A 23817-nucleotide genomic window follows, 5' to 3' on the forward strand; every position below is an offset into this window, starting at 1 on the left:
GTCAGGCCTGCGGGGCGGTGATGTTGACCATCCAGTAGATGCCGAACTGGTCGCGGCAGCTGCCGAACTCGTCGCCCCACATCTGCTTCTCCAGCGGCACGCTCACGGTGCCGCCTGCGGACAGCTTCTCCCAGTAGGCGTGCAGCTCGTCGGCGTCCTCGCCGCTGAGGCTGACCGAGATGTTCGAGCCCTCCACGATCTCCATTCCCGGAGGTGTGTCGGAGGCCATCAGCGTCAGCCCGGCCGGCGTCTCGAGCATGGCGTGCATGACCTTGTCGGCCAGGCCAGGCTCTGGCGCGCCGAACTCACCGAAGGTGTTGACCCGCAGGTCACCGCCGAAGATCGAGTGGTAGAACTCCATCGCCGCGCGGGCGTTGCCGTCCGGGAACGAGATGTACGGGTTGAGGCGAACGGGCATGACCGGCTCCTTTGCCGTGATCTACCTGGGCTTTTGTATCTCCGCACGATAGCCCTGCGGCGGCCTTCGGGGCCCTTGTCCGTTCCGGGGTTGTGGATAAAAAGTGGGCCTGTGGACAAGGGCGGGACGGCGGGCCGGCGCCCGTAAGGTCGGTGACGTGACTACCGCGACCCGGTCGGCCACTCGTCCGACAGCAGCCCATAAAGCAGGTCGTCCGTCCACTCGTTCTTGATCCACGTGTGCTGCCGCAGGCAGCCCTCCCGGGCGAACCCCACGCGCTCCAGCAGCCGCGCCGAAGCCGAGTTCCGCGCATCGCACTCGGCCGAAACCTTGTGCAACCCCCGCACCCGGAAGAGGTGATCGACCACTGCACGCACCGCCTCGGTCGCGTACCCCTGGCCCTGCCAGCGCGGCGCCAGCGTGTACCCGATCTCCGCCTGCCGCAGGTTGTCCGCCAGGTTCACCCCGACGTCACCCATCAGCGTCTCCTCGTCGGCGAGCTCCACCGCGTACTGGAACCAGCCGGGCTGTCCCGGGTCCGCGGCGACCATCGTCTGGACCGCATAGCGGGCCTTGTCCAGGGAGTACGGCGAGGTCCACGACTGGTAGCGGGCGACCGCCGGATCCGACCGGTAGGCCGCCAGCGCCGCCGCGTCCTCGAGCCGGAATCGCCTCAGCACCAGCCGCTGCGTGGTGAGCATTACTCGAGGTCCGCGACGATCACGGTGACGTTGTCGGGAGCGCCGGCCTCCAAGGTCCTGGCGATCAGCTCGGCGGCGCACACCTGCCGGTCCGGGTACGCCCGCAGCGTCGTGGCGATCACCTCGTCCTCGACGTAGTCGCTGAGCCCGTCGCTGCAGAGCAGGAACCGGTCGCCCGCGCGTACCGGAACCATCCGGCCCGCCGGCCGGAACGGGCCGCCCTGGACCGCCTGGGTGACCAGCGCGCGCTGCGGGTGCCGGCGGGCGTCGTCCGGGGTCAGTACGCCCTGGTCGACGAGGGCCTGCACGTACGTGTCGTCGCGGGTGATCTGGGTGAGCACGCCGTCACGCATGAGGTAGCAGCGGGAGTCACCGACGTTGAGCGCCGCAACCCGGTCACCGGCGAGCAGCAGGGTGGTCACCGTCGTGCCCATGCCGTCGCGGGCGTCGTCGTCGGCGACGGCGGCCTCGATCCGCTCGTTGGCCGTCGCGAGCGCGGCGATCAGGTCCTGCAGAGGCTCGTCCGATTCCGGGAGGTCATCGACGACAGCAACCGCCTTCACCAGAATGTCGCTGGCGAGCTCCCCGGCGGGCAGGCCGCCCATGCCGTCCGCCACGACCAGCAGCCGCTCGCCGACGAAGACCGCGTCCTCGTTGTTCGACCGGACCAGCCCCTGGTCGGAGGCGGCGACCGCACGCAGTACCAAGCTCATGACCGGGCCTGCCGTGGCATGGAACCGTCACGGCCGTCGTCGGCCACCGCTGAACGCGGTTCGGTGCAGTCGCTCCTGACCGAGCCGTCACGGCCGTCGTCGGGTACCGCTGAGCGCGGTTGGGTGCAGTCGCTCATGCCACAAGACTGCCAAAGGCCGAAGAGCATGTCTGTAGTACGTAGTACGTAGTGTTGAGTGGTGATGCCGGTACCGATGGTGGGCCGGGCGGCCGCACTCGACGAACTGCGGCACGCCTGGGAGCAGGTGCGCGGCGGCGGCCGGTGCGTCCCCGCCGTCGTCACCGGGCTGCCCGGAACGGGCAAGAGCACGCTCGCCGCGGCTGCGGTGCAGGTCGCGGCCCCTGAGGTCGTGCTCTCGGGCTCCGCGCGGCTGCACTCCCCCGCACCGTACGACTGGCTGGCCGCCGTGCTCGCCGCCACCGGACCGCACCCGGGTCTTCCTGTTCCGCCCGATGCGCTGGCGTGGCTGGCCCAGGACCCGGATGTCCCCCGGGAGCGGTACACGCCCGACGCGCTCTTGCGCCTGGCGGTCACCACGGTCCGCACGCTGGTCGGCAGGCGCCCGGCGGTGCTGGTCGTGGAGGACCTGCACGCGCTCGACCCGGCGAGCCTCAGCCTCATCGCGGAGCTGGCCGGTGCGGATCTTCCCGCCCTGCTCCTGGTGACGTCCCGCCCGCCCGATGCGGCTGTCAACCCCGCCCTCACCGTCCGTGCGCTGGAACGCCTCGCCGGCGCGCCCGGGGCCGTCCGCCGCCATCTGGGTGCCCTCAGCGCCGCGCAGGTGGGCCAGATCCTCGATCACGTGTACGGGTCCCGCGAGCTCGCCGACGCGGTGTGGCGGCGTACCGGCGGAAACCCGTACCGGATCACCGAGCTGCTGGCCGTCGCCGGCGGCCCGGACGCTCTCGCCGAGCACCTCCGGCAGCCGGTGGAGCTGACCGCCAGGGAGCGGGAGGTGCTGGGCTGCCTGGCCGAGGGGATGTCCAACAAGCAGATCGCGGCCGCGCTCGGCATCTCGGTGCGCACGGTGACCGTGCACGTCTCCAACCTGCTCCGCAAGACCGGTGCCGTGTCGCGGACCGAGGCCGCGTTGTGGGCGGTTCAGCGCGCCCTGCCCGCCGACACGCGCACCCGGACCGGGTGATGATCAGCTCGTCGTGCGCGGGGTGCCGCGACAAGTGTCGTACCCCTCGGTCACAATCGTCCGCGTGACGACAGCCATCCATCAGCGCATCGCCCAGGAGCTCGGGGTCCGTGAGGGCCAGGTCTCGGCGGCCGTCGAGCTGCTCGACGGCGGTGCCACCGTGCCGTTCATCGCCCGGTACCGCAAGGAGGTCACCGGCACCCTCGACGACCAGCAGCTGCGGGTGCTGGAGGAACGGCTCGGCTACCTGCGCGAGCTCGAGGAGCGGCGCACCGCGGTGCTCGAGTCGATCCGCTCGCAGGGCAAGCTCGACGACGCGCTCGAGGCGCAGATCATGGCCGCCGAGTCCAAAGCGCGGCTCGAGGACATCTACCTGCCCTACAAGCCGAAGCGCCGCACCCGCGCGCAGATCGCCCGCGAGGCCGGCCTGGAGCCGCTCGCCGACCTGCTGCTCGGCGACCCCGCCCGCGACCCTCGCGAAGAGGCCGCCGCCTTCGTCGACGCCGACAAGGGCGTCGCCGACGCGCAGGCCGCGCTGGACGGCGCCCGGGCCATCCTCATCGAACGCTTCGCCGAGGACGCCGACCTCATCGGTGAGCTCCGCGAGCGCATGTGGACCCGCGGCCGGTTGGTCGCCAAGGTGCGCGAGGGCAAGGAGACCGAGGGCGCGAAGTTCGCGGACTACTTCGACTTCGCCGAGCCGTACACGAAGCTTCCCTCGCACCGCATCCTCGCCATGTTCCGCGGCGAGAAGGAGGAGGTCCTCGACCTCACGATGGAGCCGACCGCCGACGAGGCGGACGCGCCGTCGTTCGAGGCCGCGATCGCCGGCCGGTTCGGCATCACCGACCAGGGTCGCCCCGGCGACCGCTGGCTCGCCGACACGGTCCGCTGGGCCTGGCGCACCCGCATCCTCATCCACCTCGGCGCCGACCTGCGGGTCCGGCTGTGGCAGGCGGCCGAGGACGAGGCCGTGCGGGTCTTCGCGGCCAACCTGCGCGACCTGCTCCTTGCCGCGCCCGCCGGCACGCGCACGACCATGGGCCTCGACCCCGGATTCCGTACGGGTGTGAAGGTGGCCGTCGTCGACTCCACGGGCAAGTGCGTGGCCACGTCGACCATCTACCCGCACGTGCCGCAGAACAAGTGGGACGCGTCGATCCACACCCTCGCCGAGCTGGCCAGGCAGCACAACGTCGACCTGGTGGCGATCGGCAACGGCACGGCGTCGCGCGAGACCGACAAGCTGGCGGCCGACCTCATCAAGCGGCACCCCGAGCTGAAGCTCACCAAGGTGATGGTCTCCGAGGCGGGCGCCTCCGTGTATTCGGCTTCGGCGTACGCGTCGCAGGAGCTGCCCGGCCTCGACGTCTCGCTGCGCGGCGCGGTCTCCATCGCCCGGCGGCTGCAGGACCCGCTGGCCGAGCTGGTGAAGATCGACCCCCGCTCGATCGGCGTCGGGCAGTACCAGCACGACCTGTCCGAGGTGAAACTGTCCCGCTCCCTCGATGCCGTCGTCGAGGACTGTGTGAACGCGGTCGGCGTCGACGTCAACACGGCGTCGGCTCCCCTGCTGACCCGGGTCTCCGGCATCGGCGCGGGTCTCGCGGAGAACATCGTGCTGCACCGCGACGCCAACGGCCCGTTCCGCAGCCGCTCCGACATCAAGAAGGTGGCCCGGCTCGGCCCCAAGGCGTTCGAGCAGTGCGCGGGCTTCCTGCGCATCCCCGACGGCGACGACCCCCTCGACGCCTCCAGCGTGCACCCGGAGTCCTACCCGGTGGTCCGTACGATCCTCGCCGCGGCGGGCACCGACCTGCGCACCGCCATGGGCAACAGCCCGATCCTGCGCGCGCTGAAGCCCGAGCAGTTCGTCACCGACACGGTCGGCCTCCCCACGATCACCGACATCCTGCGCGAGCTCGAGAAGCCGGGCCGCGACCCCCGGCCCGCCTTCACCACGGCCACCTTCGCCGAGGGCGTCGAGAAGATCGCCGACCTCAAGCCGGGCATGGTCCTGGAAGGCGTGGTCACGAACGTCGCCGCGTTCGGGGCGTTCGTGGACGTCGGCGTGCACCAGGACGGCCTCGTCCACGTGTCGGCGCTGTCGAACACCTTCGTGAAGGACCCGCGCGAGGTGGTCAAGTCCGGCGACGTGGTCAAGGTACGCGTGGTCGACGTGGACGAGGCCCGCAAGCGCATCTCGCTGACGATGCGGCTGACGGACGAACCCCGCCAGGGCGGCGACCGCCGCGGTCCGGGAGGCGGCGACCGCCCAGCCCGCGACGGCGGCGCGCGGGACGGCGGGCAGCGCGGCAGCCGTGACGGCGCGCAACGCGGCGGCCGCGACGGCGGGCAGCGCGTCAGTCGTGACGGCGGGCAAAGTGGCGGCGGGCAACGCGGCGGCCGTGACGGCGGGCAGCAGCGCCAGGGCGGCGGCGGTGCCGGTCAGGGCCACCCGCGGCAGGGCGGCGGGCAACAGCGGCGCGGCGGCCAGCAGCCGGCCGGAACGAGCTTCAACGGCGGCGCGATGGCCGATGCGCTGCGGCGGGCCGGCCTGACGAAGGACTGACGCAGACGCACGTCCCCGGGCCACGCCGGCCCGGGGACGGTGCGGCCCGGAGACGGCCGAATGTCACCAGCCGTGCCCTCACATCGAAGGTTGACGTCCCCTTCGCTGACCCTCGACGCCAGCCACGCCGTCGAGGTCGGGGTGGCACCGAGCCCTGTCAGTGGTGGAAGCTCGAGGCGGTCGCGCCGTCGTGCTGCGGGGAGTGCTGCTTCTCCAGCCTCGGGAGCTGCCGCTTGAGGTCGTCGACCAGCATGTCGGCCAGGTCGTGGGTGAAGCCTCTCCGGACGACGATCCGCAGCGCCGAGAGGTCCTGCCGGTTCTCGGGGAACTGGTAGGCCGGCACCTGCCAGCCGCGTTCGCGCAGCGCCCCGGAGACGTCGAAGACCGTGAAGTTGCCGATGTCGTCTCGCACCTTGAAGGCGAAGACCGGCAGTTGGTCGCCGTGGGTGAGCAGCTCGAACGGGCCGAGCTCGGCGATCCGGCCGGCCAGCCGGGTGGCGACGTCCCGGGCGTACGAGTGGACGCGGCGGTATCCGGCGTAGCCCAGCCGGAGGAAGTTGTAGTACTGGGCGACCACCTGCGCGCCCGGCCGGGAGAAGTTCAGGGCGAACGTCGGCATGGTGTCACCGAGGTAGTTGACCCAGAAGATCAGCTCCGGGGGCAGGGCCTCGGCGGTACGCCACACCACCCAGCCGACGCCGGGGTAGACCAGGCCGTACTTGTGGCCGGAGGCGTTGATCGACGCGACCCGCGGCAACCGGAAGTCCCAGAGCAGGCCGGGGTCGAGGAAGGGTGCCACGAACGCACCGGAGGCGCCGTCGACGTGCACCGGCACGTCGGTTCCCGTTCGCTCCTGGAGGTCGTCGAGCGCCTGACAGATGTCCGCGACCGGCTCGTACGAGCCGTCGTATGTGGAGCCGAGGATCGCCACCACTCCGATGGTGTTCTCGTCGCAGCGCCGGACGGCCTCCTCGGCGGAGAGGGTCAGCCGGTCGCCCTCCATCGGGACCAGCCGCATCTCCACGTCCCAGTAGGCGGCGAACTTCTCCCAGCACACCTGGACGTTGATGCCCATCACCAGGTTCGGCCGGTCCGCCGGTGCACCCGCGGCACGGCGGCGCTGCTGCCAGCGGCGTTTGAGCGCGAGCCCGGCCAGCATGGCGGCCTCGCTGGAGCCGGTGGTCGAGCAGCCGGTCGCCTGCGCCGCCTCGGGGGCGTGCCACAGCCGGCTGAGGATGCTGACGCAGCGCATCTCCAGATCGGCGGTCTGCGGGTACTCGTCTTTGTCGATCATGTTCTTGTCGGCGCACTCGGCCATCAGCCGGTCCGCCTGCGGCTCCATCCAGGTGGTGACGAAGGTGGCCGCGTTGAGGCGGGCGTTGCCGTCGAGCATCAGCTCGTCGTGGATGATCTGGTAGGCGACGTCCGGCGGGAGCTCGTCCGGCGGCAGCTCGTATCGCGGGATGACCAGGTTGCCGGTGCCGAACCGCGGATCCGGTGCCATCTCGTCGCGCCCGGACGGCATGGTGCTCGGATGCTTCAGCATGTCCTCTCCTCACCGTTCGGTGCCGAGCGTCACCGTCGTGCCGGCCTGCTTGCCGCCGCGCGTGTAGGTGACGGTGACGGTGTCGCCCGGGTTCTTGGTCAAGGTGACGGCGGCAAGGTCGGTGGTGCCGGTCACCGGCGTACCGTCGATGGCGGTGATGATGTCGCCGGCCCGCAGACCCGCCCGGGCCGCGGGGCCGTCGGGTACGACCGATCTGATGTAGACACCGCCGCTCGGCACCGTGACCACGCTGACGCCGAAGTACGCGTGCGTCACCGTCCCGGTGGCGATGATCTCGTCCGAGATGGACTTCGCAAGGTCGACCGGGATGGCGAAGCCGAGCCCGATGTCGCCCTCGCTGCCCCCGCCGCCCGGGCCGGAGCTCGGGATGGACGCGCCGGCCGACGGCACGCCGACGAGCTGAGCGTCGCAGTCGACCAGTGCGCCCCCGCTGTTGCCGGGGTTGATGGCGGCGTCGGTCTGCAGCGCGGAGACCAGAAGCGCCGTCTCGCCGCCGTCGCCGGGCACCTGGATGGTCCGGTCCAGCGCGCTGACGATGCCCGAGGTGACGGTGCCGGACAGCCCGAGGGGCGCACCGATGGCGACGACCGGCTGACCGACGTGGACGTCCGCCGACCTGCCGAACGGGATGACCGGCAAGGACGGCTGGTTGTCGACCTTGATGACCGCCAGGTCCGCCTTGGGATCGCGGCCGGTGATGGTGGCCGGCACGGTCCTGCCGTCGTTGAACAGCACCGAGACCTGGCCACCGTCGGCGGCCAGGGAGACCACGTGGTTGTTCGTAAGGATGTAGCCCTCCTCGCGGACGACCTCACCCGATCCGGTGCCGCCGGCCTCGCCGTTGGTCACGCTGATCGTCACCACCGACGGCAGGGCCGTCTCTGCCACCTTGGTCACCTCGCAGGCGGTGGCGACCTGCTGGTCGGCGGCGGCCGGTGTGCTGCCCGCGTCCGACGTGTTCGCGGCCACGATGACGCCGCCGATCACCGCGCCCAGGACGGCCGCGAGCGCCATCCCGAGCCAGGTCAGCCAGCCCCCGCCGCTCCGGGGTTGCCTCTCCGTCATCCGTGCAGCACATACCGCCGGAGGCAGCTCTGACATCACCCTCGGCGAAGGAAGTGTGCACCGGTTCGCGCAACCGAAGTCGGCTACCACGAGGGAGCAACGCGAAAGGGGGTACTTGGCCGGCGGCTATGGCCTTGGGCGGCACCGAGGGGAAGAGTGGCCGCATGGCCGGGATGCCCGTGGTCAACGGTTACGTCGTGTCGAGCAACCCGCGGGTCACCTGCGTGCACGAGCCCACGCAGGCCGTGACTCAGGTGATGGTGCACGGCGGTTGGGGGCACAGACTCCGGGACGAGGTGTCGTGGGTGCTGCGGGCGTGTGTCGCCGAGACTCCCCGGGTGCTGCTCGTCGATGCGGCGCGGCTCGATGATCCCGCCGGTGAGTCGGCGGCGACCTGGCGGATAGCGGCGCGCTATGCCGCGGAGAGTGATCCGCCGATCAGTGTGATCGTCTGTGCGGCGGCGGGCGGCCTGCGGCGTCGCCTGGCGACGGGTGGGGTGGAGCAGGTGCCCAGCATGGCAGCCGGCCTTGCCGCGGTGGCGCGGGCGGACGACCGGGCGGCAGTGACGCATCACGTGTCGTTGCCGGCGCAGCACGGCGTGGCTGCGCTGGCTCGAACGATGGCTGCCGACACCTGTGTCGCCTTCGCTCTGCCGCATCTGGACTATCCTGCGCGGCTCATCGTGTCGGAGCTGGTCGGGAACGCCGTCGAGCATGCCGGCACCAATCTCGACGTGTGGGTGTCGATGCGCGGGGCGATGGTGCATCTGGCCGTCCAGGACCGCAGCCCGGCTCTTCCGCCGCTGCTGGATGCACGTCCGGGGAACGTGCGGGCGGGGGGCATGGGTCTGCGGATCGTCGCTGCCACGGCTACCGCCTGGGGTGCGTTGCCGTGCGCGGTCGGCAAGGTGGTGTGGGCGACCCTCGCCACCCGGCTGAGGCGGGTGTCATGACGTACTTCGGCGACGGCGGAGCCCGGCTGCACGTGGCGGTGCGGGGCGATGCCGACCAGCTGACCATCACTCTCACCGGGGAGCTGGACCGGGTCAGTGGTCCACCGCTGGCCGATGTGCTGGTCGGGGCGATGGACACCGGGGTACGCAGCGTCTGGGTGTCGATGGCCCAGGTGGGGTTCGTCGACGTCGCCGGCGTTCGGGTGCTCGTGGACGCGTACGAGGCCGGTGCGGGACGCGGGGTGGTGCTGCAGCTGCGGGATCCTCAGCCGCACATCGTCTGGCTGCTCCAGGAGACCGAAGCCGCGCATCTGCTCAGTGCGCAGGCGGCCCCCGTACGCGATCTCGGCAGGCGCATCGCACCCCATGGGGACGCGTGGGCGGACGAACGGGACCGGCTCCTGCGGGAACGTCAGCAGCGGACCGCTGAGCACCAGCGCTGGGAGGACGTCCGCGAAGATCTCGCCGACGCCCGGGAACGCGACCTGGACCGCCGGGAGGACCGGCGCTAGGCGACCGGCCAGAGCTTGATGTCGGTGAACGCCACCTCGTACGGTCCGACCGTCGGCGCGTACTGCTCCGTGTAGATGCCCAGGGACACCCGGCCGCCCGTGATGTCCTTGTCGTTCACCATGACCGTGCCGACGAGCTCGCCGTCGCGGAGGATCTCGAGGTTCTCGCCGTGCATGGTCAGCGTGATCGTCGTCGGGGGCGCCGACACATCGATCGGGGAGTCGTCGAGCGGAAAGGTCTTGATGACCTCGATGTCGGTGGACTTGTGCGTGCCGACGTACACGTTGCGCTCGCACACGCGTACCTGATAGCCCTTGTTGCTGCGGAAACGCATCCAGACGGCGGCGCAGCTGTCCGCGGTGAGGAGCTGGATGCCCACGCGGACCTGCAGGTCGGACGGCTCGGCGTCGGCCGGGCCGCGGCAGCGGAAGACACCCGTGGTCGCGCGGCGCACGACGAGGCCGTCCCGGAAGAAGCAGCTGGCCCGCTCGTCGGGGTCGTCGGACGCCTTCCACAGCCGCGGCTGCCGCAGCGAGTCGGCGAGCAGCGGCGGCGGCTCCTGGTCGACCACGTCGGCGTCGCGGGCCCTGGGCCAGAACACGGCTGCGAGGCCGCCCGCGGCGAGCAGGGCGACCGCCAGCAGGATGACCGCCATGGGCAGCACCCAGGGGCGCCGGGGGTGCGGGTCGTGGGTGAACGGGGTCGCCGGGCCGGCCGGGGAGACCGGTACGGGCTGCGTGACGATCGAGTCCTCGGCGTAGCCGACGAGGTCCGCGGGCGTCGCGAGCGCGGTGAGCTGGCGGGCACTGTGGTAGCCGGTGGCCGCCTGCGCCTCCTCCGCCGCCACCCGCAGCCCCGGCTGGTGGGCGAGCGCCGCCGCGGCCGGGGCCGGCTGCTGCGGGCCCGCCACGAGCAGGTCGAGCAGCTCGCGGGCGGTCGGGCGGTTGGCGGGGTCCTTGTCCAGGGCGTGCGCGACCAGGTCGCGCAGCGGCCCGCTCAGGCCGGACAGGTCCGGCGGGCGGGTCAGGATCCGGGCGGCGGTGGCGGGGGGCGAGTCGGCGCCGAACGGGGTACGGCCGGTGCCCGCGTACGCCACCACGCCGCCCCACGCGAACACGTCGGCGGCCGGCGTGAGCAGCGTCGTGTCCTCGCCGAAGCGCTCGGGCGCCATGTACGCGACCGTGCCCACCATCTCGTGCGTGTTGGTGTGCCCGTCGGTGGCCTCCAGCGGGCGGGCGATGCCGAAGTCGATCACCTTGGGGCTGCCGGGCGCGAGCAGCACGTTGCGGGGTTTGAGGTCGCGGTGGATGATGCCGGCGCCGTGGATGGCCGTGAGCGCGGTCGCCACCCCGATCGCGACGCCGTGCAGGTTGGCGGCGGTCAGCGGGCCGCGCTCCTCCACCACCTGGGCGAGGCTGGGACCGTCGACGTACTCGACGACCAGGTACGGCTGTTCGTGGTCGGGGTCGGCGTCGAGGACCTCGGCCGTGCAGAACGGCGGTACCTGGCGTACCCGGTTGACCTCGCTGCGGAAGCGGCGGCGGAAGGCGTCGTCGGGTGCCAGGTCGGCGCGGATCATCTTGACGGCGACGAGTGTCCCCGACTCCGCGCGCGCCAGGTAGACGGTGCCCATGCCGCCCTCGCCCAGCCGGCCGAGCAGCTCGTACGGCCCCAGCCGGCGCGGGTCGCGCGAGCGCAGCGGGCTCGTCCGCTCCTCCGCCATGCCGCTGCTCCTACGCCACCGGACGGCGCGATCGCCGCCCTCCCCGCGCCACGTGGGCGCGGGACATCACCCCCGACAGGGAGGAACCCTATCGGGCTGTGTCACTGCCTGCGAAGACCCGTGGCCCGGTTGCCGCCTAACCGACACTCGAGATCGTCACAGCGACCGGATGTCGACGTCGCTGAACGTCGCGGCGTACGGCGGGTCGGTGTCCTCCGCCTCCGCGATGAGCCCCAGCCGCACCTCGCCGGCGTCGGGGCCGCCTTCCGGCAGGGAGATCTCGCTCACGAAGTCACCGCCGAGGAAGACCTGGGCGACGCCCTCGCGCACGACGAGGTGGACCCGGGTCGTCTTCTTCAGCGGGATCCGCTGGTCGAGCCGCACGTCGTCGTAGACGCGCCGGTCGTCGGGCATGTCGGCGGCGACCGAGATCTCGTCCTGGCAGACGCGCAGCACCTGCCCGCCCTTGTCGTCGCTCCAGTGGAACCAGATGGCGGCGCAGCTTCCCGCGGTCTGCAGGGTCGTGGTGACCTGGACGCCGAAGTCGTCCTCGATGTCCTCGGTCGGGCCGGCGCACTGGTAGGTGCCCCGGTCGACGCGTTCGGGACGCATCACGCCGCGGATGAAGCAACGGGCCTGCTCCTCGCGGATCTCGCTGTCGAGCCACAGCCCCGGCTGGTTCAGCGGGTCCTGGAGGATCGGTTCCCCGCCGGACGGCTCGACGGGCACGGGCGTACCGCCGCCGGTCGGCGTCGGCTCCGGCTCGTCGGGCGCCGAGGTCTCCTCGCGCGAGGGTTCGGGGGCTCCGGCCGCCGAGCCGCCGTCCGCCGAGGGGGTCCCGGCCGCCGGGGTGCGGTTGCGGGCGTTGGCGTGCACCACGAGACCGACGGTGGTCAGGCCGGCGATGACGAGCAGGACGGCCAGCGCGGCGAGCAGCGGGTGCCCGCGGCGGCTGCGCTCCCGCGGCGGTTCGTAGTCGTCGTAGCGCGGGTCGGCGGTCACCTCGCTGAGCAGCGACTCCGTGATGACCGTGGTGCGCTGCCGGGCGACGGCCGGGCGTGGCGCGGGCCGGTCTCCGAGGAGCATGTCGAGCAGCTCCCGCGCCGTGGGCCGCTCCTGCGGGTCCTTGGCCAGCGCCAGCTCCACCACATCGCGCAGGGGCTGGGGCAACCCTTCCAGGTACGGCGGCTGCGTCAGGATCCGCGCCGCAGTGGCCGGGGGCGAGTCACCGTGGAACGGCGTCCGGCCCGTGCCCGCGTACGCGACCACGCAGCCCCAGGCGAACACGTCCGCCGCCGCGGTCAACGGGGTGCCCGGCTGCGACGAGAACCGTTCGGGCGCCATGTAGGCCACCGTGCCGACCATCTGGTCCGTGCGGGTGTGCTGGCTCGTCGCCTCGAACGCCCGCGCGATGCCGAAGTCGATCACCTTCGGGCTGCCCGGCGCGAGCAGCACGTTGTCCGGCTTGAGGTCGCGGTGGATCACGCCCGCGCCGTGGATGCCGACCAGCGCCGTGGCCACGCCCACCGCCAGCGAGTGCAGGCTGGCGGCGCGCAGCGGCCCGCGTTCTTCGACCACGTCGCCGAGGCTCGGCCCGTCGACGAACTCCACCACCAGGTAGGGCGGGTGGTGGTCGAGGTCGGCGTCGAGCACCTCGGCCGTGCAGAACGACGGCACCTGCCGTGCCCGCTCCACCTCGCTGCGGAAGCGGTCGCGGAACTCCGGGTCGTCGGCCAGCGACGCGTGGATCAGCTTGATCGCCACGTACCCGCCGTCGGGGTCCTCGGCCAGGTAGACCACGCCCATGCCGCCGGAACCGAGCCGGCCGGTCAGCCGGTAGTCGCCGAGCCACTCGGGGTCACCCCGGCGCAGTGGACTCACGCGGTACGCGGTGTCCACGATCAACTCCCCACTGAGGTACGGCGGCGACGGGCCACCAGGAGCGCTGCCAGCACGAGAACGGCCAGCAGCACCGTGAGCCGGCCCGCACCCAGCTTCCCGACCAGCCCACTCAACTCGTGCTGGGCAGCGCTGGCAAGACTCACGACGGGATCTTGCCCGGAAATCCGCCGATCCCTGGTGAGACGGATCTCGTACCAGCCGTAGTAGGCCACGTAGGCGCCCGCGATCAGGAGCACCGCCCCGCCGGCCCGGGGCACGTACGCCGCGGCCCGGCGCAACCGGGCGACCGCGGAGACCCGCACCAGGGCGATCGCCACCGCCGTCACGCCGATGACCAGCCCCATCCCGGCCGCATAGCTGACGAACAGGGCCATACCCTCGCCGATCGACCCGGCACGCAGGCTCGACGCGACCAGCGCCAGGAAGGGCCCGATGGCACAGCCGAGCGACGCCACCGCGTACGCCATCCCGAAGAGCACCATCGACGCCGCCGTGCCGGTCAGCCGCGGTGCCCGCAGGGCCCGCCCCGGCGCCGGCAGCGACCGGCCCGCGAGCAGCCAGCCGCCGAGCAGCGCGAGCCCGGCACCGAAGACGACGGTCAGCCACGGCAGCCGGGGCTGCAGCCATCCCGCGAGCGGCGTGAGCAGCAGGCCGAAGCCGGCGAAGACCGTGACGTACCCGAGGGTCAGCGCGGCCGTGCAGCGCAGCGCCCGGCCGACTGCCGCGACTCCCGGTCCGCTGCGGTCACCCGCCACCAGGACCGACAGGTACGCCGGCAGCAGCGCGAAGCCGCACGGGTTCACCGCACCGAGCATCCCGGCGGTGAGCGCGAGCAGCAGCGGCGCTTCCACGCCTCAGGCCACCAGCGCCTTGACCTTCGACGTCAGCTGCAGGTCGTCGAGGTAGCTCTGGACGACGACCCGGCCGGTCCGGTCGAGGATGACGTACGTGCTCTGCTCGGTGATGCCGAACTTGCGCCAGATCGTCCCGGGCTCGTCGTCGAGGTGCGGCACGGCGCCCACCTCGAGGTCGGAGACGAACTCGTGCATCTCCTTGTTGCCGCCCATCCCGGCGATCCCGAGGATGTTGAGCCGGCCGGCGTACTCCTTCTGCAGGTCGGAGATCGACATGGCCTCGCTGGCGCAGGTCGCGCACCAGGGCGCCCAGAACCACAGGATCGTGGGCTTGCCGGCGAGCGTCGACGCGTCGAACTGCGTACCGTCCAAGGTCTTGCCCGTGAAGGTCAGCGCCGCGGGAGCCGCGGCGGCCGGCGGCGTCGCGGGCGCAGCGACGCCGCACCCGGCCAGGAGGGCGGCCGCGGCGACCGTCGCGAGCAGGACCTTGAGCCTCACTTCTTGCCCGCCTCCGTCAGTCGCAGGGCCAGCGCCGGGCACACGTTCACGGCCTTGCGGGCGCCGTTCTCCAGCCACGGCGGCAGCGGGGTCTGCGGGAACGCGGGGAAGCCGTTCGCGTCCAGCCGGATGATCTCCGGGGCGACCGCCGAGCAGAGGCCGTGCCCGTCGCAGCGCGACCAGTCCAGCGCCAGCTTCCGCGCGCCCTGCTGCTGGTGGTACGGCAGCGGGAGGATGCCGCGCACCTGCTTGCCGCAGCCCTCGCCGTTGGCGTGCAGCTCCACGTCGCGGGCGAAGACCTCGAGGGCGGACAGGGCGAACCGGGAGGTGCCGTCGGGGTGGCTGCAGGCGCCGCGGCCCTTGACCACGCCGGCCGCCTGCCGCACGTTCTCCAGGGCGCTGCCGCCCAGCGCCACCAGCGTCACGGCGCGGGCCAGGTCGGGCAGGCCCAGCCGGCACGGCCCGCACTGCCCGGCGGACTCACCGGCGAGGTACTGCACGACCTGGGCGACCTCGCCGAGCGGGCAGGTCTGCGAGCCGATCGGGATGAGCATGCCGGCGCCGAGCGTGCCGCCGACCTTGGCGAAGCCCTTGCGGGAGATGGTGACCGTCTTGGCCGCCTCCGCGGTGATCCACTTGCCGTGGTAACCGCCGACCAGCAGGCCCGGGCCGATGTCGGCGCCGCACATCTCCAGCACCTCCATGAGCGGGGTACCGGTCGGCGCCTCCACCACGGCGGGCGCGGTCGACGAGCCGCCGACGGTCAGCATGACGGTGCCGGGCTCCTCGGGGATGCCGACGGAGTTGTACTCCCACGGGCCCAGCCGGGCCGCGATGGCGAGCTGCGAGTACGTCTCGGCGTTGGACAGCAGAGTGGGCAGGCCGGCCACGCCGTTGTCGCTGGAGCGCACCTTGCGGCCGGGCGGGATGTGCGCCTCGCCGTTGATGCCGCGGACCAGCGCGCCGCCCTCACCGGAGATGAAGCGGTGCGGCACGGTGACGATCCGGGTCGGCACCGGCATCCGGCGCTCGGCCAGGGCCGCGGCCAGCGACTCCATGCCGATGCCGTCGTCGGCGACCCCGATGACGATCTCCTCGGCGTCGAGGGCGGCCGCGGCCAGCGCGGCACCGTCGAGGATGAGGTGCGGGCCGCGGGTCAGGACCGCCTTGTCCTTCCAGGACGGCGGCTCGCCCTCGGTGGCGTTGACCACGATGATCGGCGGCAGGTCCTGGCGGCGGCACGAGTCGAGCACCGCGCGCAGCTTGCGGGCGAACGGGAACCCGGCCCCGCCGCGCCCGCGCAGCTCGATCCGGTCGGCGAGCCCGATCAGCTCGCCGCTGGACAGGGCCGCGAACCCGCCGTGCACCTCCTGGTGCGCCAGCAGGTCGAGCCGCCCGTACTCGTCGAAACCCGCGGTGATCCGCGGCGTCCCGATCGACGTCACGGGCGGAACCTTGGCGTTACTCACTGAGCTTCCCCTCGCAGCTGCGCCCAGTACCGGTCGTCAGCCGCCTCCTCAGCCGTGCGGCCACGGGATCGCGTACGGGCCCCCCGGCCCGACCCCGTGCGCACGGGTTCCTGCTGTGCTGCCCTGCGGGCGCGGCGCTGCGCCATGTCGACGAGCGTCGGCGTCTCGTCGGGTTCCAGGTAGTTGGGATCGTCGGCCAGGTCCACGAACTCACTGCGGCTGTGCCGTCCCGAGTCGGCGCGATCGATGTCGGCGCCCCGGTCGCGCCGGGCCCGGGGCGCATCCTCGCCGTCCTCGGCGTAGCGGGACGACCGGGACGGGCGTGGCGGCTCGTCGTCGGCGTACCGGGCGGCGCGGCGGCGGGGCGGGGTCTCGTCGTACCGGTCGTCGTCGGCGTAGCGGCGGCGCGGCATGTCGTCGTCGGGGGCGCGCCGGGAGCGCGGGGCCGGCAGGTCCTCGTCCTCGGCGTAGCGGCGGCCGCGGGAGCGCGGTGCCGGCTCGTCGTCGAGGTCCGTGTCGGCGTAGCGGCGGGAGCGGGGCCGCGGCGCCTCCTCGTACGCGTCGTCCGCGCGGCGGCGACCCCGCGGTGCGGGAACCTCGTCCTCGTCGGCGTAGCGGCGCATGGCGCGGGTGGGCTCGTCGAACCGCTCGGCCACGGCGGCGCGGCGCTGGCGGGGCGCCGGGGCGTCGTCCTCGTAACGCCGTGAGCGCGGCGCCGGCATGTCGTCCTCTTCCTCGAACTGCCAGCGCTGGGTGGGTGCGTCGTCGAAGTCGCGGTGGCGCCGGGCGCGCTCGTCCTCGTCCACGTAGCGGCGTGGGCGGCGCTCCTCGCGCTCGGCGGCCGGGGCGGCGCTCACCGGCGCCGGGGCCGCGCTGACCGGCTTGGGGGCCGGGGCGGCGGCGACGGGCGCCGCGGGCCGGGCCGGGGCGGCGGGAACCCACGCCTCGACGGCGTTGCCCCGGTCGGAGACGAGGGCGTCGTCCCGGCGCTTGCGGCCGCCGCGTCCCTTGGTGATCGGCGCCGTCGGAGCCAGCTTGCCGACCGGCTTCATGCCGCCGGTGCCGCCCGCGGTGCCGGTCTGCGAGGCGAAGTCCTTGCGGCGGTTCAGGCTGACCGCGATGCGCACCGCGAGCCCGATCAGCACGGCCAGCACGCAGATGACGTAGCTGACGATGACCCAGACGGCGGCGGAGCGACCGGCGTTCAGGCCGTGCAGCAGGGCGATCGGCCACATCAGATAGGAGATGCTGTGCACGGCGCGCCACATCCAGGGCTTGCCGCGGCCGATGAAGCGGGCCCGGGCGATGCCGGTCCACATCACCATCACCATGATCCAGGCCGAGAGCGTCCCGAACCCGACGAAGACCTTGTTGGCGCCCGGGTACAGGAACGGGATCACGATGTCGATCAGCCGGATGTGGCTCTCGGCGAACTTGGTCCACAGGTGGATGCCGAGGGCGGAGACGGCCATGACACCGGTGGTCCGGTGCGCGGACTGCAGCAGCAGGCGCTGGCGGATCGACAGGACCAGCCGGTCGGTGGAGACCAGGCCGATCATGATCGTGATCGAGAGCGACACGAGCGTCAGCACGCCCATGTAGAACTCGAGGTAGAAGAAGATGTAGACGTACGCGACGCGTCCCGCGGGGATGAGCATCATCAGGGCCCAGATCGCCGCGAGGATGGACGTGCCGAACAAGGCGACGGTGAGCTTGGAAGGTGGGGTCGGGCCACCCGTGGAACCCATCTCGACGTCCACGCGACTGGCGGATCGTTCTTTCGTCTTCGTCCGGGCCATAGCTCCTCGTTCTCCGCAGCGGTGTGGCGTCCGTCGTGGGCGTTCGCAGACGCCGGCATCCGTGGGGGATGCCCCGCGCTCGTTACTGTCGGGCCGTCCGGTGACCTTCCTTTCCTTACCGTGCGTCGTCCCCGGTCCGTGCCCTCCCCCATCTACGTGTGCGGGGCCGGTTCGGATGAACGTTCGGGCACTTCTTCGCCGGAAAGTTTGCGCGACTCTGCTACCCCACTCCTGCGGACCATCGCTGACCAGGGAAGACACCGGTTCGAAACCCCCGGCTAAGGCAAAAATAAAAGTGCCGCGGGAGTGATCCTTCGCCTCGGGTGAACCTTTCGCGCCGCTGCACCGAACTACTGGACGATGCGCTCCATTTGGTGACGTTGCGTGAGGAGATGATTGCTGTGCGGCATCGCGTGGCGCTGGTGACGACCGTCCTGGCCGTCGCCCTGGCAGCCCTCGCCCTGCCCGGCCGGGCCGGTGCGGCGGAGCCCGGCTTCAAGGTGACCATCACCGAGCTCCCGGCATCGTTCGGGGCCGGCGCCGACGCGCGGACACTGACCGTCGTCGCGTCCACCGACCGCGTCCGCTGCCGCAAGGTGCGGTGGTCGCTGGTGATGCAGGTGACCGGCGCCGAGGTCGACGAGGTCGACGTCCGGCGGGTGGAGGAGACCGGCGAGTTTCCCGTACGCGTGCAGACGGACGACGACGTCGCGCGCATCACCGACGAGCAGCTCGACCCCGGCGAGCTCTGCCGCGGCCGCACGGTGACGGCCCGCTACGAGATCGGCTTCGACGACGACGCCGGCACCGGCCGGGTGATCTTCCAGCCGCAGGCGTTCGACGCGGCGGGCACCCTGCTGCAGGAGGCCTCGGGGCAGAGCTCGGTGGTGGGCGAGGACCCGCAGGCGACCGAGTCGCCCACCGATTCGCCCACTCCCTCCCCCTCGTCCTCGTCCGAGGAGTCGGACGACGCCGAGTACGGAGACCCCGGTACCGACCCGACCACCGAGCCGGAGCCCGCGAAGTCCCGCGACGCCATCGGAGCCGTCCCCGCCTCCTCGGACGGCGGCGCCCCGTCGCTGCTCGGCCCGGGCCTGATCGTCGGCGCGGTCCTGGTGTTCCTGGGCGTCGCTCTGCTGCTGCGCCTGCGGATGCGCAACCGCGACAGCCGGCACGGCGCCCGCACCAGCTTCTACCCCACTCGGTAAAGTTCCTTTACTGTCGGGGAGTGCGTCGTCTCCCCGTCCTTCTGGCGCTGCTCACCGCGGCGGCGTTGATCTCCGGCTGCGATGCGCCCCGGCCGCCGGGGCCGACGGCGACCGCCGCGGTGTCCCCTGAGTTCAACGACGCCGACCTCACCTTCGTGCGTGCGCTGATTCCGCACCACCGGGCCGGCACCGAGCTCGCCCGGATCGGCGCCGACCACGCCTCCCGGCCGGAGCTGCGCACCCTGGCCGCCGCGGTCGTGACCACCCAGCAGGACGAGGTCACCCGGCTGACCGGCTGGCTCACGGTGTGGGGCCGGCCGGCGCCCTCGGCCCCGGCCGAGCCACCGGCGGGGGCGGCGGCGCTGGCCAAGACGTCCGGCACCGCGTTCGACGGTACGTTCGCCCGCCTGCTGACCGACCACCAGCGGGAGGCGGTCCGGCTGGCCGAGGCGGAGACGGCCGGCGGGCGCAACCGCGAGGCGCTGGCCTTCGCACGGCAGGTGCAGGCCTCCCGCACGGCACAGATCGACGCTCTTCACGTTTTTCTGCGGAAGACTTGAGACACAGTTAAGACACGGTCGCGCACGGTAGCCCTAAGGTGAGTTCCGCGTATCCCACAGTGGACGCGGAGACCTTTCCGAGGGGCCGGATGCCGGCGTCCCGCCGGTGCGGCGGGACGCCGGCGTCTTCTCAGTTCAGGAGCGCCTCGAGGAGCGCGGTGCGGGCGGAGGAGTCGGCGGTCCGCTGCCACGGGCAGGCGATGTCCAGCACGGCGACCCGCCCGGTCGCGCGCAGCCGGCGCACCGCGGCCACCACCTCGGACGCCGGCGGGCCGCCGGGCGCCGGGAAGAGCAGGCCCGGGAGCTCCGCCGGGTCCACCACGTCCACGTCGACGTGCACGATCAGCGGGCCGTCCGGCACGTCCGCGGCGGACAGGCCGGTCACGGTCGTACGCCGGACCCGGCTGGCGGCCAGGAACGCCACCTCGGGCGGGTCGAGGTCGCGGGCCCCGACGAGCACGACCCGCTCCTCGGCCACCGGGCGCAGGCCGAGACGCTTGCCCACCAGGGCGGGATCGCCGCCGAGGGCCAGCCGCAGCGACAGCCCGCCCGGATAGCCGGAGGTGGTCGAGGCGAGGGTGTGCACGTCGCCGTGCGCGTCGAACCACACCAGGGCCGGATCGAGGCCGGCGCGCTGAGCCCCGGCCAGCGCGGCCACGCCCAGCAGGCAGTCGCCGGACACCATGGTCACCGGTTCGCCGGCGGCGGCCACCGCCTGCGCCACCTCCTCGTCGAGGGCGGCCACGCGGGTCCACAGGTCGCCCGGCGGCAGCTCCGGGTCGACGACGGTGGCCGGTCGCCCGGCGGGCAGGGGCAGCAGTGCGGCCGGGAGCCGCTCGTCCTGGTGGTAGGGGACGACGATCAACGCCATCGGATGAGCCTAGGCCCCGGGAGCGTCCAGACGCAGCACCGTCTCCTCGATGTCGCGCCCTCGTGCCGTCGCGTACGCGACCTCGGTGCCGATCTTGCGGAATCCGGCCTTGCGCAGCACCCCGAGCGACGCGGCGTTGTCGCTGGCCGCCCGGGCGGTGATCGGCCGCACCGGCACCGTGCCGAGGAACTTCCGGACGGCCGCGGTGGCGACACCCTGTCCCCACCACTTCCGGCCGAGCCAGTACGTGATCTCGGTATCCCCCTCCACCACGAAGCTGGCGATCGTCCCGGCGAGCTCGCCGTCCACCGTGACGGCCCGCAGATCGATGCCGGGTTCCGACCGCAGGCGGCGCAGGTGCGCGTCGAAGGCGTCCCGGTCGTCGGGGTCCTCGGCGGTGAAGGCCGCCATGTGGACCGCCTCGGGGTCACGCATCTGGTCGTAGATGGTGTCCAGGTCCTCGTCGCGGACCGGGCGCAGACCGACGTCAGTCATCGCCGCCTCCTGTCTCGGCGCGGATCACCGCGACCGTCGTGTTGTCCTCGCCGCCGGCGGCCAGCGAGTCGGTGAGCAGCGTCTCCACGGCCCGGGCCGGGTCGCCACCGCCGCTGAGCACCCCGGCCAGCCGCTCGTACCCGACCTGGTCGGTGAGCCCGTCGGTGCACAGCAGATAGACGTCGCCCGGGCGCACCGTCACGCTCAGCACGTCCGGCTCGGGGGCACCGGGGTGCCCGGCGTAGCGGGTGAGCCGGTAGCGCGCGGCATGCGCCTCGGCGGATCCGGCCGGCCACCAGCCGTGGACCGCGCCGAGCCAGGCGACCGTGTGGTCGGTGGTCAGCAGCTCGAGCAGGTCGTCACGCAGCCGGTAGACGCGCGAGTCCCCGAGCTGCACCAGCCAGGCGCCCGGCGACCGCTCCCCGGCGACGAACGCGGTCAGGGTGCAGCCGGTCAGCTCGCCGAGCCCGGCACCGGCGGCGCGCACCCGGGCCTGCACCTCGGCGACGGCGGCCCGCAGACCGTCCGGCTCGGGCACCACCTTGCCGACGAACGTGTCGACGGCCGTACGCCCGGCGACCGCGCTCCCCCGCCCGTCGCCCATGCCGTCCGCGACGACGACCAGCGGGTGGACGGCGTCGATGTGCAGGACGTCGAAGTTGGCGGGATAGCGGTTGCCGACGACGGTGCCCCCGGCCATGGACAGGCGCATCCCCGCGGCACGCGTCACGGCCCGCCGCACCTCGATCTGCTCGATGACCGCACCCCCGTCTCCCGGTGGCGGCAGCCTACCGGGCGGGGCCTGCCGCGGTGCGCTCCCTCCGCATCCGAAAAGTTTCGGTGCGGTTACGTATTGATGCGGTGGGAGCGCTCCCATACGCTGAAGTCCGTCGCCGAGGTCGACAGGCTTCGATCCCCCGGCGGTCTCTTCCGGCCGCGCCTGCCCCGGGCGCTGCCATGTCCCGAGGAGCACTCGCGCATGAGACCACGTCCCCACAGTGTGGCCCGCGGCCTGACCGCCGCGGCCGCCGTCACCCTGCTCACCGGCGCCGGCATCGCCGTCGCCGCCGCCCAGGCCAGCGCCGCGGCCGGCTGCCGGGTCACTTACTCGGTCAACCAGTGGAGCACCGGCTTCACCGCGAACCTCGCGGTGACCAACCTCGGCGACCCCATCTCCGGCGGCTGGACCCTGGCCTGGGACTTCGCCGGCAACCAGCGGGTCACCCAGGGCTGGAACGGCACCTTCACCCAGTCCGGCCGGCACGTCAGCGTGGCCGCTCCGTCGTACGCGAACAGCCTCGCCACCAACGCGACGGCCACGCTGGGCTTCAACGCCGACTACTCGGGCACCAACACCGCCCCGGCTACCTTCACCCTGAACGGCACACAGTGCACCGGCACGGTACCCACCGACCCGTCGACACCCCCGCCGTCGGATCCGACCACCCCGCCGCCGCCCGGCACCAAGGTCGACAACCCGTACGCGGGAGCCCGCGGTTACGTCAACCCGGAGTGGAAGGCGAAGGCCGACGCGGAGCCCGGCGGCAACCGGGTCTCGAACAACCCGACGGCCGTCTGGCTGGACCGCATCGCCGCCATCGAGGGCACCGCGGACTCCAGCTCCAACGGGGCGATGGGCCTGCGCGACCACCTCGACGCGGCGGTCGCCCAGGGCGCCGGCTACGTCCAGTTCGTCATCTACAACCTGCCCGGCCGCGACTGCTCGGCGCTCGCCTCCAACGGTGAGCTGGGCGTCGACGACCTGCCCCGCTACAAGGCCGAGTACATCGACCCGATCGCCGCGATCCAGGCCGACCCCAAGTACCGCAACCTGCGCATCATCAACGTGGTCGAGATCGACTCGCTGCCCAACCTGGTCACCAACACCAACGTCGCCACCTGCGCCACGATGAAGTCCAACGGCGGCTACGTGCAGGGCATCGGGTACGCGCTCAACAAGCTCGGCGCCATCCCGAACGTCTACAACTACGTCGACGCCGCCCACCACGGCTGGATCGGCTGGGACACGAACTTCGGCCCGACCGCGGACATCATGCTCGAGGCCGCCCGCGCCTCCGGCAACGTCCGCAACGTACACGGCTTCATCACCAACACGGCCAACTACTCCGCCCTGACCGAGCCGTACTTCACCATCACCACCACGGTGAACGGCACCTCGGTACGGCAGGCCAAGTGGGTGGACTGGAACTACTACGTCGACGAGCTGACGTTCGCCCAGGCGTTCCGGCAGAAGCTCGTCTCGATCGGTTTCGACCCCGGCATCGGCATGCTGATCGACACCTCCCGCAACGGCTGGGGCGGCCCGGACCGGCCCACCGCGGCAAGCACGTCCACCGACGTCAACACCTTCGTCAACCAGTCCCGCATCGACCGCCGCATCCACGCCGGCAACTGGTGCAACCAGGACGGCGCGGGCCTCGGCGAGCGTCCGAAGGCCGCCCCCGCGGCCGGCATCGACGCGTACGTCTGGGTCAAGCCCCCGGGCGAGTCGGACGGCTCGAGCACCCTGATCCCCAACGACGAGGGCAAGGGCTTCGACCGGATGTGCGACCCCACCTACACCGGCAACGAGCGCAACGGCAACAACCCGAGCGGCGCCCTGCCCAACGCCCCGATCTCCGGCGCGTGGTTCTCGGCGCAGTTCCGCCAGCTGATGGCGAACGCGTACCCGCCGCTTTCCTGAGATCCCCGAGAGGGCGGCCCGGCACCGGCCGGGCCGCCCTCGCCCGTCACTGGAACAGCTTCGCCGCG

The 23817-nt window shown here is 72.5% G+C and carries 21 protein-coding genes; 7 read left to right on the top strand and 14 right to left on the bottom strand.

The genetic code is table 11. The features are described from left to right. Nucleotide 1 precedes the first annotated feature (1 nt). From AB0J80_RS33145 to AB0J80_RS33155, 3 genes are all read right to left on the bottom strand, one after another. Nucleotides 2-418 (bottom strand): VOC family protein, encoded by a 417-nt coding sequence (locus AB0J80_RS33145; RefSeq protein WP_364713028.1) that lies wholly within the window; start codon nt 416-418, stop codon nt 2-4. A gap of 161 nt (nt 419-579) precedes the next feature. After that, complete coding sequence (locus tag AB0J80_RS33150; RefSeq protein ID WP_364713030.1) at nt 580-1098, bottom strand: GNAT family protein; 519 nt, start codon at nt 1096-1098, stop codon at nt 580-582. Nucleotides 1099-1118: 20 nt separating this feature from the next. Continuing rightward, the gene (locus tag AB0J80_RS33155) at nt 1119-1832 is read right to left on the bottom strand and encodes a protein phosphatase 2C domain-containing protein (protein ID WP_364713033.1); all 714 of its coding nucleotides are present in this window, start codon (nt 1830-1832) and stop codon (nt 1119-1121) included. A gap of 201 nt (nt 1833-2033) precedes the next feature. Between AB0J80_RS33155 and AB0J80_RS33160 the strand changes: the two genes are divergently transcribed. Together AB0J80_RS33160 and AB0J80_RS33165 are read left to right on the top strand one after the other, a co-directional pair. Further along, on the top strand, nt 2034-2996 hold the full coding sequence (locus AB0J80_RS33160) for a helix-turn-helix transcriptional regulator (protein WP_364713252.1): 963 nt from the start codon (nt 2034-2036) through the stop codon (nt 2994-2996). A gap of 64 nt (nt 2997-3060) precedes the next feature. Beyond that, complete coding sequence (locus AB0J80_RS33165) at nt 3061-5568, top strand: Tex family protein (protein ID WP_364713036.1); 2508 nt, start codon at nt 3061-3063, stop codon at nt 5566-5568. Nucleotides 5569-5725: 157 nt separating this feature from the next. Here AB0J80_RS33165 and AB0J80_RS33170 read toward each other — a convergent pair whose 3' ends face one another. After that, on the bottom strand, nt 5726-7114 hold the full coding sequence (locus AB0J80_RS33170; RefSeq protein WP_364713039.1) for a glutamate decarboxylase: 1389 nt from the start codon (nt 7112-7114) through the stop codon (nt 5726-5728). A 9-nt stretch (nt 7115-7123) separates the two neighbouring features. Then, nucleotides 7124-8200 carry a trypsin-like peptidase domain-containing protein gene (locus AB0J80_RS33175; RefSeq protein ID WP_364713041.1) on the bottom strand — a complete coding sequence of 359 codons (1077 nt, stop codon included), beginning with the start codon at nt 8198-8200 and terminating at the stop codon, nt 7124-7126. 164 nt (nt 8201-8364) lie between these two features. Here AB0J80_RS33175 and AB0J80_RS33180 point away from each other — a divergent pair, with 164 nt between their 5' ends. Both AB0J80_RS33180 and AB0J80_RS33185 read left to right on the top strand, forming a co-directional pair. Further along, the gene (locus tag AB0J80_RS33180) at nt 8365-9153 is read left to right on the top strand and encodes an ATP-binding protein (RefSeq protein WP_364713044.1); all 789 of its coding nucleotides are present in this window, start codon (nt 8365-8367) and stop codon (nt 9151-9153) included. Further along, nucleotides 9150-9665: an STAS domain-containing protein gene (locus AB0J80_RS33185; protein WP_364713047.1), complete on the top strand. Its 516-nt coding sequence runs from the start codon at nt 9150-9152 to the stop codon at nt 9663-9665. The genes AB0J80_RS33180 and AB0J80_RS33185 overlap by 4 nt, the downstream gene beginning before the upstream one ends. Here AB0J80_RS33185 and AB0J80_RS33190 read toward each other — a convergent pair. The 6 genes from AB0J80_RS33190 to AB0J80_RS33215 all read right to left on the bottom strand — a co-directional run bounded on the left by AB0J80_RS33190 (nt 9662) and on the right by AB0J80_RS33215 (nt 17872). Then, on the bottom strand, nt 9662-11389 hold the full coding sequence (locus AB0J80_RS33190; protein ID WP_364713050.1) for a serine/threonine-protein kinase: 1728 nt from the start codon (nt 11387-11389) through the stop codon (nt 9662-9664). The genes AB0J80_RS33185 and AB0J80_RS33190 overlap by 4 nt on opposite strands. Before the next feature lie 156 nt (nt 11390-11545). Further along, nucleotides 11546-13288, bottom strand: a complete 1743-nt coding sequence (locus AB0J80_RS33195) for a serine/threonine-protein kinase (protein ID WP_364713052.1) — start codon at nt 13286-13288, stop codon at nt 11546-11548. Between the two features lie 2 nt (nt 13289-13290). After that, the gene (locus tag AB0J80_RS33200) at nt 13291-14142 is read right to left on the bottom strand and encodes a cytochrome c biogenesis protein CcdA (protein WP_364713053.1); all 852 of its coding nucleotides are present in this window, start codon (nt 14140-14142) and stop codon (nt 13291-13293) included. 3 nt (nt 14143-14145) lie between these two features. Next, entirely contained in the window at nt 14146-14643 is a 498-nt protein-coding gene (locus AB0J80_RS33205; RefSeq protein WP_364713056.1) for a redoxin domain-containing protein, read from the bottom strand. Further along, nucleotides 14640-16112 (bottom strand): NADH-ubiquinone oxidoreductase-F iron-sulfur binding region domain-containing protein, encoded by a 1473-nt coding sequence (locus AB0J80_RS33210; protein ID WP_364713058.1) that lies wholly within the window; start codon nt 16110-16112, stop codon nt 14640-14642. Before AB0J80_RS33210 ends, AB0J80_RS33205 begins: the two co-directional genes overlap by 4 nt. Next, nucleotides 16109-17872 carry a translation initiation factor III gene (locus tag AB0J80_RS33215; protein ID WP_364713061.1) on the bottom strand — a complete coding sequence of 588 codons (1764 nt, stop codon included), beginning with the start codon at nt 17870-17872 and terminating at the stop codon, nt 16109-16111. The genes AB0J80_RS33210 and AB0J80_RS33215 overlap by 4 nt, the downstream gene beginning before the upstream one ends. A gap of 413 nt (nt 17873-18285) precedes the next feature. Here AB0J80_RS33215 and AB0J80_RS33220 point away from each other — a divergent pair, with 413 nt between their 5' ends. Both AB0J80_RS33220 and AB0J80_RS33225 read left to right on the top strand, forming a co-directional pair. Next, the gene (locus AB0J80_RS33220; protein WP_364713063.1) at nt 18286-19119 is read left to right on the top strand and encodes a hypothetical protein; all 834 of its coding nucleotides are present in this window, start codon (nt 18286-18288) and stop codon (nt 19117-19119) included. Between the two features lie 20 nt (nt 19120-19139). Continuing rightward, nucleotides 19140-19679 (top strand): DUF305 domain-containing protein, encoded by a 540-nt coding sequence (locus AB0J80_RS33225; RefSeq protein ID WP_364713065.1) that lies wholly within the window; start codon nt 19140-19142, stop codon nt 19677-19679. A gap of 130 nt (nt 19680-19809) precedes the next feature. Here AB0J80_RS33225 and AB0J80_RS33230 read toward each other — a convergent pair whose 3' ends face one another. From AB0J80_RS33230 to AB0J80_RS33240, 3 genes are read right to left on the bottom strand one after another with little or no spacing between them, the layout of a single operon-like run. Then, complete coding sequence (locus tag AB0J80_RS33230) at nt 19810-20550, bottom strand: arginase family protein (RefSeq protein ID WP_364713068.1); 741 nt, start codon at nt 20548-20550, stop codon at nt 19810-19812. Between the two features lie 9 nt (nt 20551-20559). Then, a complete protein-coding gene (locus tag AB0J80_RS33235) occupies nt 20560-21045 on the bottom strand; it encodes a GNAT family N-acetyltransferase (protein ID WP_364713070.1) in 486 nt (161 codons plus the stop codon). After that, nucleotides 21038-21775, bottom strand: a complete 738-nt coding sequence (locus tag AB0J80_RS33240) for a PP2C family serine/threonine-protein phosphatase (RefSeq protein WP_364713072.1) — start codon at nt 21773-21775, stop codon at nt 21038-21040. Before AB0J80_RS33240 ends, AB0J80_RS33235 begins: the two co-directional genes overlap by 8 nt. 249 nt (nt 21776-22024) lie before the next feature. Between AB0J80_RS33240 and AB0J80_RS33245 the strand changes: the two genes are divergently transcribed. Next, a complete protein-coding gene (locus AB0J80_RS33245; RefSeq protein ID WP_364713075.1) occupies nt 22025-23749 on the top strand; it encodes a glycoside hydrolase family 6 protein in 1725 nt (574 codons plus the stop codon). Nucleotides 23750-23817 lie beyond the last annotated feature (68 nt).

This window comes from Actinoplanes sp. NPDC049548, from assembly GCF_040676695.1.
Lineage (GTDB): Bacteria > Actinomycetota > Actinomycetes > Mycobacteriales > Micromonosporaceae > Actinoplanes.